This window comes from Mesobacillus maritimus (genome assembly GCF_044803185.1).
Taxonomy (GTDB): domain Bacteria; phylum Bacillota; class Bacilli; order Bacillales; family Cytobacillaceae; genus Mesobacillus_B; species Mesobacillus_B maritimus_B.
Genome location: NZ_CP085225.1, coordinates 2,300,024 through 2,317,897, shown reverse-complemented (window position 1 = coordinate 2,317,897; position 17,874 = coordinate 2,300,024). Strand labels below are relative to the sequence as shown.

Annotated in this window: 13 protein-coding genes; 5 read left to right on the top strand and 8 right to left on the bottom strand. The window is 39.4% G+C overall.

All coding sequences use genetic code 11. The annotated features are described in order from the left end of the window. Window position 1 precedes the first annotated feature (1 nt). Entirely contained in the window at window positions 2–886 is an 885-nt protein-coding gene (ehuB, locus tag LG336_RS11065) for an ectoine/hydroxyectoine ABC transporter substrate-binding protein EhuB (RefSeq protein ID WP_404332580.1), read from the bottom strand. Between the two features lie 317 nt (window positions 887–1,203). On the opposite strand from ehuB, the gene LG336_RS11060 reads away from it, so the two are divergent. Then, window positions 1,204–2,322 (top strand): NAD(P)/FAD-dependent oxidoreductase, encoded by a 1,119-nt coding sequence (locus LG336_RS11060; protein ID WP_404332579.1) that lies wholly within the window; start codon window positions 1,204–1,206, stop codon window positions 2,320–2,322. Between the two features lie 252 nt (window positions 2,323–2,574). Here the strand turns inward: LG336_RS11060 and cydC are convergent, their stop codons facing one another. From cydC to LG336_RS11040, 4 genes are read right to left on the bottom strand one after another with little or no spacing between them, the layout of a single operon-like run. Then, entirely contained in the window at window positions 2,575–4,311 is a 1,737-nt protein-coding gene (gene cydC, locus LG336_RS11055) for a thiol reductant ABC exporter subunit CydC (protein WP_404332578.1), read from the bottom strand. Beyond that, window positions 4,308–6,029, bottom strand: a complete 1,722-nt coding sequence (cydD, locus tag LG336_RS11050; protein WP_404332577.1) for a thiol reductant ABC exporter subunit CydD — start codon at window positions 6,027–6,029, stop codon at window positions 4,308–4,310. Before cydD ends, cydC begins: the two co-directional genes overlap by 4 nt. After that, on the bottom strand, window positions 6,029–7,042 hold the full coding sequence (gene cydB, locus LG336_RS11045; RefSeq protein WP_404332576.1) for a cytochrome d ubiquinol oxidase subunit II: 1,014 nt from the start codon (window positions 7,040–7,042) through the stop codon (window positions 6,029–6,031). Before cydB ends, cydD begins: the two co-directional genes overlap by 1 nt. Further along, window positions 7,039–8,433, bottom strand: coding sequence for a cytochrome ubiquinol oxidase subunit I (locus LG336_RS11040; protein ID WP_404332575.1), 1,395 nt, complete (start codon window positions 8,431–8,433; stop codon window positions 7,039–7,041). The genes cydB and LG336_RS11040 overlap by 4 nt, the downstream gene beginning before the upstream one ends. Window positions 8,434–8,847: 414 nt before the next feature. Here LG336_RS11040 and LG336_RS11035 point away from each other — a divergent pair, with 414 nt between their 5' ends. Together LG336_RS11035 and LG336_RS11030 are read left to right on the top strand one after the other, a co-directional pair. Then, window positions 8,848–10,908: a hypothetical protein gene (locus LG336_RS11035; protein WP_404332574.1), complete on the top strand. Its 2,061-nt coding sequence runs from the start codon at window positions 8,848–8,850 to the stop codon at window positions 10,906–10,908. 110 nt (window positions 10,909–11,018) lie between these two features. Continuing rightward, window positions 11,019–11,429 (top strand): VWA-like domain-containing protein, encoded by a 411-nt coding sequence (locus tag LG336_RS11030; protein ID WP_404332573.1) that lies wholly within the window; start codon window positions 11,019–11,021, stop codon window positions 11,427–11,429. Window positions 11,430–11,492: 63 nt separating this feature from the next. Here the strand turns inward: LG336_RS11030 and LG336_RS11025 are convergent, their stop codons facing one another. Beyond that, a complete protein-coding gene (locus LG336_RS11025) occupies window positions 11,493–12,491 on the bottom strand; it encodes a VanW family protein (RefSeq protein WP_404332572.1) in 999 nt (332 codons plus the stop codon). Between the two features lie 256 nt (window positions 12,492–12,747). On the opposite strand from LG336_RS11025, the gene LG336_RS11020 reads away from it, so the two are divergent. Further along, entirely contained in the window at window positions 12,748–13,899 is a 1,152-nt protein-coding gene (locus LG336_RS11020) for an iron-containing alcohol dehydrogenase (RefSeq protein WP_404332571.1), read from the top strand. A gap of 63 nt (window positions 13,900–13,962) precedes the next feature. Then, entirely contained in the window at window positions 13,963–15,381 is a 1,419-nt protein-coding gene (locus tag LG336_RS11015) for an NAD-dependent succinate-semialdehyde dehydrogenase (RefSeq protein ID WP_404332570.1), read from the top strand. Between the two features lie 141 nt (window positions 15,382–15,522). Here LG336_RS11015 and LG336_RS11010 read toward each other — a convergent pair whose 3' ends face one another. Both LG336_RS11010 and LG336_RS11005 read right to left on the bottom strand, forming a co-directional pair. Then, entirely contained in the window at window positions 15,523–16,299 is a 777-nt protein-coding gene (locus LG336_RS11010) for an alpha/beta fold hydrolase (RefSeq protein WP_404332569.1), read from the bottom strand. A 394-nt stretch (window positions 16,300–16,693) separates the two neighbouring features. Further along, a complete protein-coding gene (locus LG336_RS11005; protein WP_404332568.1) occupies window positions 16,694–17,659 on the bottom strand; it encodes a bile acid:sodium symporter family protein in 966 nt (321 codons plus the stop codon). Window positions 17,660–17,874 lie beyond the last annotated feature (215 nt).

The window sequence follows — 17,874 nt, the reverse complement described above, 5'->3', positions numbered from 1 at the left end:
ATTAATTACAAAGTTGCTCTGCTGTCATTTCTCCTGGCATATCCGCCTCAGTAAAGCCAAACTCACTAATGATGTCTAATAGCTCACCAGATTCTTTAATTTTTGCTAACTCCTCATTATATGCTGCAACTAAATCTTCGTCATCTGTGCTAAATGCTGCCGCACCATATCCGCGAATACTCTCGCCATCAATAATAGGCTGAGTAAAATCTTCAACACGTTCAATATTCTTGGCATTTGCTGTTGCAAGTGCTGATTCAAGTGTAGGGCCTGTCATGGTAATCGCATCCACACGACCTGATTCAAGAGCCGTAATATTGGATGGAATATCTTGAACGATTTCAAACTGATCTTCATCAATTCCCATTGCTGTTAAGTAATCAATCTCAATGGCACCATTCATAATCGCTACTTTTACATCAGGATTATTTACGACGTCTTCATAGCTGTGCAGATCCAAAGGATTTCCTTTCTGAACTGCTAGCGCTTCCCCAATGCTATACTCCGGTTCCCCAAATAGGACCTGTTCACAACGCTCTGGAGTTATGTACATTCCAGCCGTGATTACATCAAACTGTCCAGATTGCAATCCAGGAATAAGAGAACCAAACTTCGTTAAGACCCCTTCGACTTCCTCGATTCCAAGCTCCTTAAACACCGCTTTTGCAACTTCAACCGACTGACCAGTCAAGTTGCCATTTTCATCTTCGTAAGCGTAAGGTTTTTCACCGGAAAATCCAACCACAATTTTCCCTTCTTCTTTCGCCTTCTCAAGCACAGATTTCGTACCCTCATCCTCGCCATTTGAATTAGACGATGTACTTGAGCAAGCAGCCATAAATAAGACTAATAGACTAATAGTTAATACTGAATATAGCTTCTTCAATTATCTTCCCCCTTTTCTTTTAAGTTTACGTGAATCAAATCTACCACACAAATCGTATTTTTCTGAATTATTATGGATTATTCTATCTCTCGTAGGACCTGGGCTTTTCAGTAGGAGGATAACTCAATATTATTAGCAGATACTCCCATATCCTCTAATATGCTCCAGACGGATCGGTTTTTTTGGGTATATGTACCCATCGATAGACCTTTATGGTAAAAAAATAATAGGAATGCCGTACTTTTGCTTGTTAACGAAAATGTATATGATAAGAGTGGTACAAAATAGAATGATTTTACGATAAAGGGTGTTTCAAGATGGAAAAGATCATTGTCATAGGAGCTGGTATACTAGGTGCTTCTACTGCCTATCATCTCTCAAAAAAGAACGTTGAAGTGATCATTGTTGACAGAAAGGATACAGGGCAAGCAACTGATGCAGCTGCAGGCATTGTCTGTCCATGGTTGTCACAGCGCCGAAATCAATCCTGGTATCAACTCGCGAAGGCAGGTGCTCGCTTCTACCCACTTTTAATTGATGAATTAAAAACCCAAGGGGAAACTGAAACAGGCTACGCGAAAGTGGGTGCGTTAAGTTTATATAAGGACAAGGAAAAATTGATCAAACTAAAAGAACGAGCGTTGAAAAGACAGTCTGATGCTCCGGAAATGGGGGATATTCTCCAATTATCTAAAGAAGAAACACAAGTCCTATTCCCTCCGCTTTATGATGAGTTTGAATCTGTCCATGTAAGTGGAGCGGCACGTGTTGATGGACGTGCACTTAGAGACGCTTTATTACGAACGGCTCAGAAAAACGGAGCAACACTTGTGCAAGGGGACGCTACACTTTTAACTAGCGAAAAGCAGGTAACTGGGGTACGAGTAGGAAATGAAACTCTGCTGTCTGACAGCGTAGTCGTATGTGCTGGTGCTTGGGCTGGTCAATTGCTAAAGCCTTTGGATGTTCACTTTCAGGTTCGATTCCAGAAGGCACAAATAGTCCATCTAGAACTACCCGATCATAACACAAATGATTGGCCAGTCCTCATCCCTCCTGGAAAACAATATCTACTAGCGTTTGAGAACGGTCGTATCGTTGCTGGCGCGACTCATGAAGATATCGAGGAATTTGATACAAGAATTACAGTTGGTGGCCTACAGGAGGTCATTAACACGGCCATCGACGTCGCTCCAGGCTTAACGGATACTACTTTCTTGGAGGCTAGGACAGGTTTTCGACCATTCACACCAGGATTCCTTCCGGTAATTGGTCCCCTTCCGGAATGGAAAGGGATTTTCATTGCCAATGGACTTGGTGCCTCTGGCTTAACAATGGGTCCCTATATTGGGTCAGAATTAGCAAAGCTTACAGTCGGTGAGGAAATGGAAATGGATATCAACCTATACTCTGTCCAAGGGGCAATGAAGGAATGACGTAAAGGCTGTTTTCTTAAAGATTGTTGTTAAAATCCTAAAGCCGATTTTAACGAAATATAAGCTATTTAGTACGTTATAGTAAGTTTACAAGCTCTTTTCTCAGATAATGATAATAAAAGCTATTTTGGAGTGAGACAAAGTCTAATTCACTCTATTCATCAACTAAGAGCAACAAAGTTTGAGAAAAGAGCCAAATCAAAAGTTTTGCAACAGGTCCCTTTGGGATTCCAAAGTCTTCCTTCCAGTTCTTTAAGCATTTAGTTTTACATACCGTTCGTTCTCTGATAAAAGTTGTCGATGAGTACCATTCATAATAAGGTTACCATTATCAACAAACAGAATCCGATCATCTTGTTTAATACCAGCTAAATGATGGGTAATAAACAGGATGCTCTTCCCGCGTAGAACGTGGAACATGTTCTCTAGTAAATCTCGCTCTGTTCGGGGGTCTAGACCGATTGTTGGTTCATCCAAAATGACAAGCGGGTTGTTTTGTAGTAAGATCCTCGCTAGAGCAATTCGTTGACGTTCACCGCCTGAGAGCCTCATTCCTGATTCATGTAGTTGTGTCTCAAAGCCTTGTGGAAGTGATTGAATATAATCATAGAGTTTCACTTGCTTTGCTGCCCAATAGACTTCCTCATCCGTCGCATTCAGATTTCCAAGCCTGATATTATTCAAAATGGTCGTGTCAAATAAATGTGGGTTCTGATTCAAAACAGAGATAACCTTTGATCTATCTTTCGCAAAATGACTTGCTGAGACACCGTTAAAGTTCACCTTTCCACTATCGGGAACGAAGATTCCCTGTATTAACTTAAGAATAGTAGACTTCCCTGATCCACTAGGACCGAGAAGAACTAATTTCTCTCCCTGCTTAAGGGTGAACGATACATCATCTAAAGCCGTTTTACCAGATTGATAGGTAAAAGTAACATGTTCAAACTCTAGCTTAACATCCTTAGCAGCAGCAATCCTTTCTATCTCCTCTGTGTAAGTGGACCCTTTAGAAGCTTGATTTTCGGATTGACGATTGTTGCTAAAACTTTTAAGTCGCTCTAGCGAGTTTTGATACCTCGGCAGCTGACTAACTGCGTCACTTAATGGTAGAAACACCTCTGTTAATGGAAAAACGATTAGGACAAAGGCTGCAATGAACGTAACAGGTAAGAATCCTAACTCACTTTGATCAGCAGCCCAAAAGATGATGATCAGTACGAGTCCAGCAACCATATGCTGAGAAATAAAGTTTCGCAACCTATTGAAGCCCCGACGCTTTCTTTCTATTAATAACAACTCTCTTTCTTTCTGTTCATAAGCCTCAATAAAATCTTCCTGTCGACCGCTAAACACCCAGTCACTAATTCCCAAAACGGCATCCGTTAGTACTTGGTAGAGCGCTTTTTTTCCTTGTTTGATTAGGATGATTTTCCTTTTCGTCGCTACCAATGATAGGAGCGGGATTAGTACCACAGACACAAACAAATAGAGGCCTACCCACCCCGCCATTTCTAATGAAAAGGAACCTAAAGCAAGCATACTTAGCAGATATAAAAAGAAGCCAACAATATAAGGAAAGATTGTTTTTAAATAGATATCCTGAATATGTTCAATATCATCTGCTAAAACACCTAGCACATCTCCAGTGCGAAACTTTGACTCCATCACTAATACTTTAGGTTCAATGATTTTATACAAGCGTAACCGCATCTTAGACAAGATGTTTAAAATCACGTTATGCCCCATTAATCTTTCAACATACCGACTAACCGCTCGGAAAATACTTAGGGCTCGGACTGCGACAATTGGAACATAGACCATTAGGATTGTTTCTGGCTTTGTAGCTGATTTAGAAATTAAATATCCAGAAGTAAACATTAATAAGGCAGCCGAAAGTACCGTTAATAACCCAAGAATAACAGTAATCATAATCAGTTTTTTATTTTCTTGAATATAGGGGTAAATCCATCCCTTCCCTTTCTTCATAACGTCCGCCCACCTTGTATTTGTTGCAACTCAAAATACTTCCCTTTTCTTTCCATTAGCTCTTGATGATTCCCTTGTTCTATCACTCTTCCACCATGGAGAACGATAATCTCATCCATATCCTTCATCCAGTGAAGTCGATGGGTAGCTAATAATACTAATTTGTTTTCAAATAACGGTAACAATCTTGCCTTTATATCCATCTCCGTTTCGATATCTAAGTGTGCGGTTGGTTCATCTAACAATAAAATCGGACGATTTTCAAGGAAGGCTCGGGCAATGGCAACTCTTTGCGCTTGCCCGCCACTAAGCTCTCTACCAGATTCACCAATGTTCTCGTCTAAACCATCCTTTAATTCCTCTATTAATTCCGTCAAACCAGCTTGGTCAGCGGCAATTTTCACTTCCTCCATCGATGCATTCGGTTGATAAAACCGAATATTATTCGCTAATGAATCGAAGAAAATATACGGATGTTGCGGAAGGTAAAGAATTTTTCGCTGCCACGCTCTATTTTTCAAGTGATGAACTTCGCTTCCATTAATTGTGATTGGTTGTCCTTCTGATTGTAAAAAGCCTCCGATTACATCAATGAGTGTGGATTTCCCTGCACCACTCTCGCCCACAATTCCAATTTTCTTTTTCCCTTTTATTCGCAAACAAATATCTTCTAAAATTGGCCCTTCGTTTTGATGTTGAATTACATTCATATGATTGAATTGAAACTCATCCTCGTCGGACCAGTCAGGAAGTTCCCATTCTTTTTCTTCTATTAGTAATGGCTCATCTAAAATACGCTTCATGCTCTTAGCTGCTTCTTGGCCATTTAATGTGGCATGAAAATCACTACCAAGTTCCCGCACTGGAAGAAAATACTCAGGTGCAAGAATTAGAATCGTAAGTGCGGGGCCCAATAACATCTCCCCCTCAATCAAGGCTAATCCTAAAAAGACTGCAACAGTTGCTACTGCAAGCATCGTAAAAAAATCTAGAGCAAAGGAAGACAGGAACGCAACACGAAGAGTACTCATGGTTTCTTTCTGATATTGTTTACTTACACCAGCAATGCTTTTTTCATGGCTTTTACTTAGACCTAGAAATTTCAGTGTTTCAAGACCTCTTAAGGAATCAACAAAATGGTTGGATAAAACACGGTAAGACTTCCATTGTCGATCTGCTTTTGCCTTGGCAACAACCCCTAGCAAAATCATAAACACGATAAGAATAGGCAATGAGGCGGCCAAAACAACCGACGATTTCACATCTAAACTCCATACATAAACCCAAACGATAATAGGCAAAACCAATACAGCGACTACCTTCGGAAGAAACAACTCCAAGTAATCTCTTACCTGTGAGACACCTTCCATCACCAAGGTCACAAGATCACCCGTTCCCTGTTTCTTAGCAAACCGTGGACCGAGTGTAAAAAGCTTAGTTAAGACTTCTTTTCGCATATTAGATGTAGTCTTTTCTGCGTATTGGTAAACGAGTTTATCCTTGAGCCAAACTAATAAATATCGGCAAACAAAAGCAACGGTAAAGAACCCCAGTGACTTAGTGAAATTTGACTCTTTTCCTAAATAAAAAAGGGAAGTGACCCCTTCTGCAATATATTTCGCCTGGAGAAGGATGGTCACCCCTTGAAGGGCCGTGATAACGATTACTATCACGATTAATGGCTTAATGCCTTTATAGTGTAAAAGTTCCTTATTCATTAATAAATCATATCCTTACCATTTACACGTTTTCTGAAGACATAATAACTCCAAATCTGATAGCCGATGACAAATGGCAGCAAGGTTACCGCAACAATGGTCATCACTTTTAACGAGTAGTCACCTGAGGCAGCCGTATAAACCGTTAAATCATTGGCACTCGTAATCGAACTAATCATTACCCTTGGGAATAGAGCAACAAAGAGCAAACCAACGGTCATCATGATACCTAGACCAGACATGGTGAAAGACAGAGCGTCTCTTTTTCTCGCTAATAGGAAAATCACAGAGCTATAAGCAATGACAATCAAACCAATGAGTGGAATGGTAACCCCTGCTCTTACTGTAAATAAATCTGTTTCAAAATAGGAAAGTCCTACGAATAACACAAGTACAGCTAACACAGCATAGATAAGCTTTTGTCCTTGTTTTCTGGCCCGTTCACGGATATCCCCAACCGTTTTAAGTGTGACAAACATTAACCCATGTAGGTAGCAAAACAGGGTCACAGTAATTCCTCCAACGACAGAGTAAATATTTACATAATCTGTGAACCCTGCATAGATATTCATATCTGCGTCAATTGGCATGCCTCTCAAGATGCTTGTAAATAGGACACCGAATAAGAATGGTGGTAGAACACTGCCAAAGAATATGACCCAGTCCCAGGAATTCTTCCATTGTTGAGCTTTCTCTTTCCCACGGAATTCAAAAGCTACTCCACGCCCAATAAGGGCAAGTAGAACAAAGACAAGTGGAATATAGTAACCACTGAACATCGTTGCATACCAGTGAGGGAAAGCGGCAAAAATTGCTCCACCTGCTGTTAATAGCCATACTTCATTTGCGTCCCAGAAAGGTCCTATCGTGTTAATCAGCATTCTTCGCTCTAAATCATTTGTAGCCAGTGTCCGAGTTGCCATGCCTACACCGAAATCAAATCCCTCTAAAAAGAAGAATCCAATGAATAAAACAGCCACTAAAATAAACCAAAGCTCACTTAATTCAATCATTGGTAAGCCCCCTTATCAAATGGGTCGATGGATACCTGTGGATCTTCCTCTGTACTATAGACAACTCCTTTACGGATTTCCCGTAAGAAAAGGTAGACAAGGACTATCGCTAGGATCGCATAAACCAAAGTGAACGCAATCAAGGAAAATAGCAATGCTTGGACAGATACGTTCGGTGATACTGACGCAGAAGTCGTCATCAATCCGAAAACGGTCCATGGTTGGCGACCAATTTCAGTCATCACCCAACCGGCAGTATTTGCAATAAAAGGAAATGCAATGAGCCAAACCATAGCACGCAAATAAAATTTACTAGTTTCAAGCTTTTTGCGGTAGCTTAAGAACAATCCAACCGCAGATAGTAAGATCATTAACATCCCTGCTCCAACCATAATTCGGAAGCTCCAGAAAGTCGCATTAACCGGTGGAATGTAATTTCCTTCCCCATATGTAGCTTCATATTCTGCTTGAAGGGTGTTCATCCCTGGTACGCTTCCTTCAAATTTGCTATATGCTAAGAAACTAAGGGCATAAGGAATATTGATATCAAAGGTATTCCTCTTAGCTTCCTCATCAATAATCGCGAACGCAGACCAAGCTGCTGGGTCACCACTATCTTCCCAGAGCCCCTCACTAGCAGCCATTTTCATTGGTTGCGATTCCATTAGATGCTGAGCTTGTGTATGCCCCGTAATAGTGATTCCTAAGCCTGAAACAAGACCGATAATTAGTGCAATATTAAAAGATTTTTTGAAGATATCCACTTGAAGGTTTTTTCTGATTTTAAATGCACTGACACCAGCAACAAAGAACGCCCCAGTCGCTAAAGCTCCAAAGATGACGTGAGGATACTCTACTAACAATTGTGGGTTGGTTAATAAAGCAAAGAAATCATTCATCTCCGCACGACCATTTTGAATGACAAATCCCACAGGTTCCTGCATAAAAGAATTCGCTGCCAAAATCCACAAGGCAGATAGCATGGTCCCAATTGCAACCAGCCAAATACAAACTAGGTGAACCTTAGGAGTGAGTTTCTTCCACCCAAAAATCCATAGCCCAATAAAGGTTGATTCCATAAAGAACGCCAAAAGTGCCTCAATCGCAAGCGGGGCTCCAAATACGTCCCCAACAAATCGGCTGTACTCTGACCAATTCATTCCAAACTGGAATTCTTGAATGATTCCGGTTACAACCCCAACTGCAAAATTAATTAAAAATAAATGCCCCCAAAACTTTGCCATCTTTAAATAGACTTCCTGCTTTTTTACTACATAGAGGGTCTCCATCAAGGCAACAAGAAAAACAAGGCCAATTGACATTGGGACAAATAAAAAGTGAAAGATTGTCGTTGTACCAAATTGGAGCCTCGCTAAAATTAATTCGCTCATCCCCCTACTCTCCTTTACTAAAAATTTTACTGTCTATCATATATAAAACTTCCAATCTTTAATTCCCTTTCAGTGTAGCAACTATTTACGAGCAATCTGTGAAATTCTTTTTCAAGAATTTGAATACTTTACGAACTTTAGATTAAGTGCTAACAGGGTGTGACTTTGCTCCTTGCAAACACCTATTTTACCGTGGTTTGTCACAAAACCACCATAATTAACAATCAGAATAATTGGTGAAATATATAAATTAGAGCTTACTACACAACCAAAATACACCATATTCAAAACCATGATATTTCAACACAAGCGCTCTTTAGGTTGAATAGGATGGTTAGAGATATCTACCCTTATGGGATAAGTGTCCTTCCCATTAACTGACGATAACCAAGTATATTGGAGCTGTGATATACGATGAAATTACCAGCCGTTTTATCTGGTCCGATATTAAGGCGTGTTGAAAAACACCAAGTTTATATTTGGATTGCGACAAGCCGCCCTTTTAAAATAGATGCGAATTTATATGAAATCAACGGAGGCTCAGGAAACAATCCCTTTCAGTACGACCTCATAAACAACCAAACCAATACTACTTCCATTCAACTAGGAAAAAAACTATATATTCATTTAATTAAAATAGAACCACAGGAAGTGGCATTTCCTACTGAAACTCTATTAGGCTATAACCTTTTCTTTTTAGAAGATGAAAAGCAAATGGATTTAGGTAGTGAAGGTTTATTATCTCCTGAAAATCCAGAATCAATCGTGTATGGGGGATTAGAATATCCGAGCTTTTATATTACTGAAAAGGAAAGCCCGATTCTTTATGGATCATGTCGAAAACCACATGGAGATGGCGAAGATGCTTTGGCAGCAGGAGATGAAGCCATTTGGGAGACCTATCTTAATCTTGAAAATAGGCCCGGATCACTGTTTTTGGTAGGAGATCAAATTTACGCCGATGATGTGCCTGACCCAATTGCCCCTTACCTTTTTGAGCTCGGAATAGAGTTGATTGGCCATTACGAACCACCATTGTCTGTTCTTGACGATCGCTTAGAAAAAGAGCCTTATAAATCGAATTTGTTTAAGGTTCATGGCAGGAAGCCAATTATGGATGAGTTATGCCATTTCACCTCCAGGAAAAGTGATAATCATCTCATCACTTTTGGTGAATATGCGGCAATGTACTTATTATCCTGGAGTCCACAAGTCTGGGACCTGTTCGATAAGTCGTCATTTAAAAAGCTCGTGCAAAATAATCAGCATTTTTTCCAATATACAGTTAGGGATGAAATCGACAATTTTGAGACCTATACAAAAGCTCGGCAGGAATTAAAATTTGATGAACAGGAAAAGCAGATTAATAACTTTAGGAAAACTCTACCACAAGTCCGAAGGTTACTTGCTAATATCCCTACCTATATGATATTTGATGACCATGATTTGACGGATGATTGGAATATTTCACAGAGCTGGAGAGAGGGTGTTTGGCAGGCTCCTCTCGGAAGGCATGTCATTGCCAATGGATTAGTAGCTTACTGGGCATTTCAAGGCTGGGGAAATTCACCCGAACAATTCGACCACCAATTCCTTTCAATGATGAAAAAGCAATTATCTTCAAAGAAATTCAAGCAAAAAACGTATGATAAGTGGACAAAATTACTATGGGAGTTTAACTCATGGTCCTTTATCGCTCCTACGACACCAACAACAGTATTCCTCGATACCAGAACACAAAGAACCTACCCTGAACCTTCCAACCAGAAATCAATTAGGGCAAAGATTAAACACACCATTGAGGGTCCAGAACTCTTAAGTGGGGAAGCGTGGAAGCATTTAACAAATCAATTGAAGAAAAGTGGATGGAAACAAGGAAGTCCTCTAGTGGTTGTATCTCCGGTTCCTTTTTATGGTATTGATCTTATTGAAACGTTCCTTCACAACTTTATTGCACCTTTGAAATTAGTCGGAATCCCTATCAAGACCCTTTTTGATATGGAAGCTTGGAAATATAACGGGCGCGGGTTCACCCGGTTTCTGCGAACCATCTCTCAATGGAACCCAAGCATTTGTATTATTTTATCGGGAGATGCTCATACAGCCTCTTCCGCCCTTTCACATATCTATCAAGATGGCAGAGATATGACACTAATCCAATTCACTAGTAGTCCGCTAAACAACCCAACCTTTTCAGGCTTACCGGGTCTCCTGCTTAAGAGTGCGGTTTGGTTTTTCGAGAATAATTCTAGGTCATCATCTATCTACCGGAGCTGTGACGCAGAATATTCTTTATATCAAACATTATCCACCCCCATTTCCTCGACACAAGCATCAATATGGTCTGAAGAGATTCGTTACCTCCCTTTGGAGGATGGAGATTTAATCAAAACCAAGAACAACCTTGGTTATTTGAGCTTTTATGATAAAAACAAAATAACGAATAAATTTATTGAATCAACTAATGAAAAATAGAATCTCCATTTTCGTTTATTTTATGTTTTTTATTAACTAAAAAAGTAGTAATAGGTTCCCTTCGCTCAAGAGATAATAATCTCGTTGACGCGAAAGGGGGCCCTTTTTATATGAGATGGCAAAGGGAATTGCTAAAAATTATGCAAAATAATAAAGACAAAAAGCTTGCTTTGGTAATTGACACTTCTAGCAAGCAAACCGATCATGAAGTTGTTGAAAATGTAATTAAATTTGTTGGGGAAATGAATCCTGAAGCGACACTGTTACAAGCAGATTTCAAAATTCGAACCATCGAAAAGATTAAAGAGGCAACTGGAATCAAGTATTTTTCTCATGGGAAATCTTCCTATACTGAGGTTTTTGAGTGGGCAAATGAGCAAGAAATCGAAACGGTTTTATACGTTACAGATGTAACCGGATTTTTATACGAAGAGCTAGAGGTGAAACCTTATGTTTATTGGTTGATACCGGATCAGTATAAACCAAAGGTGCCATTTGGGAAGCTTTTAAATGTGGTTTAAGAAACGGTAATTCTGAATATGAAAAAGTGCCTAACTTGTTATAGGTCAGGCACTTTCATTATTTTATACGCTTTGTTTCATAACCTCTGCGTATTCTTTTGATGTACTTACCTCTACTGTTAAGGTGCCATCTCCGTACTTTGCGTTCAGTAATATTGGAACTCCGGTTGTATTTAGAAAGCGGAAGTCCTTGCCTCCGTATGAGACTGTGGCATCTCTTCCTTCCGGAACATAGCCAACTGAAAGGGAATGATGATGCCATTCCACATAATCAACACCAATTTTATCTACGGCATTAAATAAGGTTGAGGACGTTTGGCAAATTCCCCCGCCAATGCCCATGACCAATTTTTTATTTACGATTTCTTGGGCTGGTTGATATCCATGCTCAGCGTCACTTGGACCAACTGTATCATTAAAAGAGAAATGATCGCCAACCCCAAGAATCACATTATCAATGGCCTTTGCGGAAAGCTCAATATTTTTATTTCTCCCCGTTACGTTACGATTAAAATAGGTGGTATACGAAGCAACGACTACTTCGCTTAATTTAGCGACATCCTCTTCCTTGTATTTACTTTCTGTTACATAAAGGGGTAGCTCAACATCCCCGCCCTCTTCAGAAGCATTTAAGATGCTTTCTACTAACTCAGCTTCCTCAAGAACAACCGTTGGTCTTCCCTTAATGATATTGCCATTCTCATCAAGCCGGTCTGGAATATTCCTTTGATCATACCCTGGTTCCGACTCCGTCCCTCTTGCTAACTTACTTGCCCAATCTGCAAGTTCGTTCTTATATTTTTCATCTTCCGTCCCAAAGCCTAGTACTTCGGGCACAATTGTTCTTAAGACTTCGTTTGTGTTAGGTTCAATTACATTCACATGTACCGGAACTGCTGCTGGTTCGTCAATTTGGACAATCTCGATGGGATTCTCTTCTTCTAGCTGCTCTGTCTCTTCCGGTTTCGACTCTTCTTCCTTCACCGTTTCTGTCGCACAGCCTGTTAAACCTACTAAACTACAAACCAATATAGCTGTAATTCCCCATGAATATTTCCCCATTTTTACCCCCACCCCGGATTTCTATATAGTTCATACATCCTTAGGATTTACCGGTTATCCCCAAAGGAATTTATTTACATTCACTTATTTTATTTCGCATATGAACGAAGTATTCCTGCCTATAAACCATTTTTTTGCAATTTTTTTACAAAATTATTTCAATTTTCACTCTCATTGTGAATAGATATTGTAGAATGGGTACAAAGACAATCAAGAAACTAGACATGAGCAAGCTATATGAAAGGAGCGAACAAAAGTGAATCATGTGTCAACTTTTAAAAGTGCCAATAAACTAATCACAGGTAAAGGCGCAACTGAAAAACTATTAGAAGAGACAATACGGTTAGGGATGAAAAATCCTTTGATTGTAACGGATCAAATTTTATTAAAAATTGGGGTTGTTGAAAAAGTAACCAAGCTTTTGCAAGAGCACCCTTATGGAATGTATACCGGAGTAAAGCCTGAGCCCGAGGTATCATTAGTGGCAGAATGCAAAGAGGTGTTTATATCTGGTCAACATGATGGATTTATTGCATTAGGTGGTGGTAGTGCGATTGATATCGCTAAAGCTGTATCAGCTTATTCTCCTTTTGATGGCGCCATTGAAGAATTGTTTGGAACAGACTTAGTTCCCGAGAAAGGGGCACCCATCATTGCGATTCCAACCACAGCAGGTACTGGGTCTGAAGTAACCAATATTAGCATTCTTTCCGATACCGAAGCGCAATTAAAAAAGGGAATTGTTAGTGATCATCTTCTCCCTGACGTTGCTATTGTGTCACCGGAAATGACCCTTACCATGCCTAAGTCTGTTACAGCCGCAAGTGGGGTTGATGCACTCGTTCATGCCATCGAAGCCTATATTTCTATTAATGCCTCCCCCATCACAGATTCCTTAGCCCTTGGTGCGATGAAAATGATCGCTAAGAATCTACCAAAAGCCTATGCTAACCCTAATCATATTGAAGCAAGGGAAAATATGGCTACGGCTAGTCTAATGGCTGGTATGGCTTTTGGAAACGCCGGAGTTGGTGCGGTACATGCTTTAGCCTATCCTCTTGGGGGGCGTTACCATATTCCACACGGTGTCAGCAATGCTCTTCTCTTACCTTATGTGATGGAATGGAATAAAATAGCTTGTCCAGAAAGGTTCCGTGATATTGCCGAGGCCTTAGGTGCGATTACGAACGGTCTTGCCGATACAGAGGCTGCGAACATAGCCGTTGCAGCAATGAGGAATCTATGCGCAGACGTGAATATTCCAAAGGGGTTAAGGAATTTTAACATCCCCGAGGATGCTATCCGCAGTATGGCCGAGGACGCCTCCCAAATAACAAGACTATTAAAAAATAATCCTCGAGTTTTGTCCACTGATGAAATAGAGGAAATCTATCAGTCTGCTTATTAGAAGAAGCTATGTTAAAATCTGAATAACAGCGCTACACTGCGATTTGCGTAAGGAGGAATATAATTGGAAAAATATTTATTATATATTAATGGCCAGTGGACTGGAAAAGAGCTTGAAACGTTTGAAGTGACAAATCCTGCTACTTCTGAATGTATTGCCTCCGTGCCAAACGGCGGTGCACTTGAGGCAGAGCAAGCAACAGATGCAGCCTATGAAGCTTTCAAAACTTGGTCAGCTTATACGGCCTACGAACGCTCAGAGATCATTTGGAAATGGCATAAATTAATTGACGAGAACAAAGAAGAGCTAGCAAAAATGATGACCATGGAACAAGGAAAGCCTTTAAATGAGGCCTTAGGCGAAATTTCCTATGCGAATGGGTTTGTAGCATGGTATGCAGAAGAAGGCAAACGCATCTATGGCGAGACCATTCCGGCCTCTGTAAAAAACAAAAGATTGTTTGTTCAGAAACAGCCTGTTGGAGTCGTTGCTGCGATTACCCCTTGGAATTTTCCAGCAGCGATGATTACCAGAAAAATCGCACCTGCATTAGCAGCCGGATGTACCGTAGTCGTCAAACCTGCTGAGCAGACCCCTCTGACAGCACTTAAGTTAGCTCAATTAGCTGAACAAGCAGGATTTCCTAACGGAGTGATTAATGTAGTAACCGGTGATGCACAAGCAATAGGACAATCATGGTTAGAAGACAAACGGGTTCGCAAACTGACTTTTACAGGGTCAACTGAAGTCGGAAAGCTATTAATGAGAGGTGCTGCAGATACAGTCAAAAAGGTTTCTCTCGAGCTTGGTGGCCATGCTCCTGTTATTGTCATGGAGGATGCTGACCTTGAGAAAGCAGTAAATGGTGTGATTGCTTCCAAATTTAGAAATGCCGGACAAACTTGTGTTTGCTCAAATCGTATCTATGTCCACGAATCCATTGAACAAGCATTTACATCAAAACTTGTGGAACAAACCCAACAATTACGGGTTGGAAATGGGCTAGAAGATGGGGTGGATCTCGGACCATTGATTGATACGGCGGCTATCTCTAAGGTTGCCCTACAAATAGAGGATGCGGTAAATAAAGGAGCAAAGGTTCAAACAGGCGGTAAATTAATCGAGAACCTATATTTTGAACCAACTGTTCTAACAAATGTCGAAGATAACATGAAGTGTATGATGGAAGAAACATTTGGACCTGTTGCACCAGTCACTACTTTTAAAACAGAAGAAGAAGCCATTACTCGCGCCAATGATTCAGATTATGGACTGGCAGCTTATGTATTTACAGAGAACATTACCCGTGGCATTCGAATAACCGAAGTATTAGAATATGGAATTATCGGCCTTAACGATGGTCTTCCCTCTGTACCGCAAAGTCCATTTGGAGGCTTTAAACAAAGTGGGTTAGGACGAGAAGGTGGACATCACGGGATAGAAGAATTTTTAGAGGTGAAATACATTTCGCTAGGATTATAGCATCTCTCCGAATACAAAAGAGAGTCAAAGCAAATATAAAACGCTTTGACTCTCTTTTATCCTAACCGTCTTTTTTTACATTTTGATTTCTTGATAGTGCCTGGAGATACTCAGAAATTTTATATTTAGCCTTTTCAATTTTCAAGTATACTTTTTTAAATATTGTAATGATATTTCATTAAACTTTTGCGCTTGGTCAACATTGCAAACATGGCCACTGTCCTCAATAATTGTCAAACTAGCATTCTTTAATTTCTTAACAACTTCCTTTACTGGAAGAAGGAACATATAGTCTTCGTTTCCCATAATATATAAAGTTGGAATATTGACTGGTCTATCTTCAAACCGGACTAATAACGGGGACACATCCTTCGTTAATTTAAACCATCTTATAAACTCCTTTTGACATAGCTTCTTCGCCTGTTCAACGAAGAGTAAACGAGAATGCCCATGCCTCTTTTTAGGCATTAAACACCACGCGAATAATTTATATAGCCACATATATGGAATGATTGTTTTTGTGATATTCCCCAAAAACATCAATGCCTTCACACGCGTGTTCAAGCGTATGACCGCTCCACCTAGAATCATTGATTTGATTCTACCCGGCTCCACTTCAGCAATATTTCGAATTAAAATTGTTCCTAGTGAGATTCCAATAAAGTGGGCAGATTTTATTTTTAAATGGTTTAATACTTCAATAATATCCAGACTCACTTCATGAAATGAATATGGCCGCTTTGTTTTCGTACTATTATTAGATTTACCATGCCCTCTTAAATCCATTATTAACACATTGAAATGCTTCTTAAATTCTTTAATTTGTTTATACCAAATAGTTGAACTTCCTCCTGCTCCATGGACAAAGACTGCCCAATCATGGCTCGGCCCCAATTCATATGTTTTATAGTAAAGCATTAGTACCTACCTCCGGTAACAGGGATAATTAAGATCCTTTTTGTATAAAAAAGGCCTTTCCGAGATAGTAAGAGCCTTTGTAATATAAAATAAAAAGACCTTTTCCAATTCTTACTATCAATTGGTAAAGGTCTTGCTAACAACTTTAGTTGCCAACAAAGCCGAGAGCAAATGCTCCGTAATGACGACCTTGCTGTAAAAGCTACTCCCCTTTAGGAGAATATTAAATTAAATATGAAAATAGTATACAACAATCAAAATAGCAGTGTCAATTTGTAATCAATTTAAATACTACTCTACTACATTCTTCATGTGATATTCTTTTTATCTATTCAATCATAGTGAATTACAACAAACTTGTATAGTGATTAAGTATTTCTTATAAATCTATTGATTATGCCGAATGAGTCTTGGCAAGTATTTGCCTATTAAAATGACGGTCTACTAAAAATCCATAAATTGATGCTAAAACTTGTTGAAATAACATGCCGATAACCACTGGTACAGCTACTGCAGCTGGAAAGTATGAAACAGCTAATACCGCTCCCGCACTAATATTTCTCATTCCACCAGTAAAGGTTAAAGCTACAACCGTATCTCGATCTCCCTTAATCAATTTTCCAATTACAAATGAAAATAAATAACCTGTAAAAGCAATAAAAAAGACTGTGACCGTAATCATAATCAATTTTATATCAATTTCCCGTAAGTAAGGAGCAACAGCTGATCCATTAATCATAACAACAAGTCCTAAACCTAGCTTTGAAAATGGTGCTAATTTGGGGCTTAGTTTCTCTTTGGCTTTCCCATGAGTAAATTGATTAACCAGGATCCCAAGAATGGAAGGAAGTACAACCATTAAAAATAGTCCACTCATCATACTATAGACGTCCATATCCACTCTTCCCCCTACCAGTATCGACAACGTAAATGGAACGATAAAAGGAGAAAGGAAAGTATCAAGTAGAATAATAGACAAAGTTAATGGGATGTTGCCACGATAAATAGTCACCCAGATCATACTTGATATTCCAGTAGGGATTGCCATTCCTAGAACAAGACCAGTTATCGTCTCAACATCGCCATCAAAGGTAAAATGCCCGACGCTCCATGCCCAAACAGGCATTAAAATATGAAGAATAATAAGGATAACAAACAATGGTAGTGGATGCTTTAACGTTTCCTTAAAGGAGGAGAAATTAGAGCCTAGACTACCAGCAAACGTAATAAAAGCAAAAATCCAAGGGATTAAATGGGTAAATTCGATAAAAAAGTTTGCAAATAAAACCCCTATAATAACACTAACAGGAGTGATGATCGGCATTAACTTTTCCAGTCGCTTATTAAACTTATACAACAATATTATATCACTCCTTACAAATTAAAAAGTAGAACCAGATAAGAAACATAATAACACCATTCTATTAATATACATCAATCATACGTGCTACCGCTAGGTAATTTATGTGAAAGGTTTCTCAAATATTTATTATACACAACTTAAGGTTAAACATATTTTCTTCTTATTGACATCCTTCTTGAAATTAAGTGATAAATTTATGTGGTAAAGCAAAG

Bases quoted from the DNA above. Each gene is read 5' to 3' on its own strand.
- LG336_RS11060 (WP_404332579.1), top strand. From the start codon at position 1,204: ATGGAAAAGATCATTGTCATAGGAGCTGGTATACTAGGTGCTTCTACT.
- cydC (WP_404332578.1), bottom strand. From the start codon at position 4,311: ATGAAGAAAGGGAAGGGATGGATTTACCCCTATATTCAAGAAAATAAA.
- cydD (WP_404332577.1), bottom strand. From the start codon at position 6,029: ATGAATAAGGAACTTTTACACTATAAAGGCATTAAGCCATTAATCGTG.
- cydB (WP_404332576.1), bottom strand. From the start codon at position 7,042: ATGATTGAATTAAGTGAGCTTTGGTTTATTTTAGTGGCTGTTTTATTC.
- LG336_RS11040 (WP_404332575.1), bottom strand. From the start codon at position 8,433: ATGAGCGAATTAATTTTAGCGAGGCTCCAATTTGGTACAACGACAATC.
- LG336_RS11035 (WP_404332574.1), top strand. From the start codon at position 8,848: ATGAAATTACCAGCCGTTTTATCTGGTCCGATATTAAGGCGTGTTGAA.
- LG336_RS11030 (WP_404332573.1), top strand. From the start codon at position 11,019: ATGAGATGGCAAAGGGAATTGCTAAAAATTATGCAAAATAATAAAGAC.
- LG336_RS11025 (WP_404332572.1), bottom strand. From the start codon at position 12,491: ATGGGGAAATATTCATGGGGAATTACAGCTATATTGGTTTGTAGTTTA.
- LG336_RS11010 (WP_404332569.1), bottom strand. From the start codon at position 16,299: ATGCTTTACTATAAAACATATGAATTGGGGCCGAGCCATGATTGGGCA.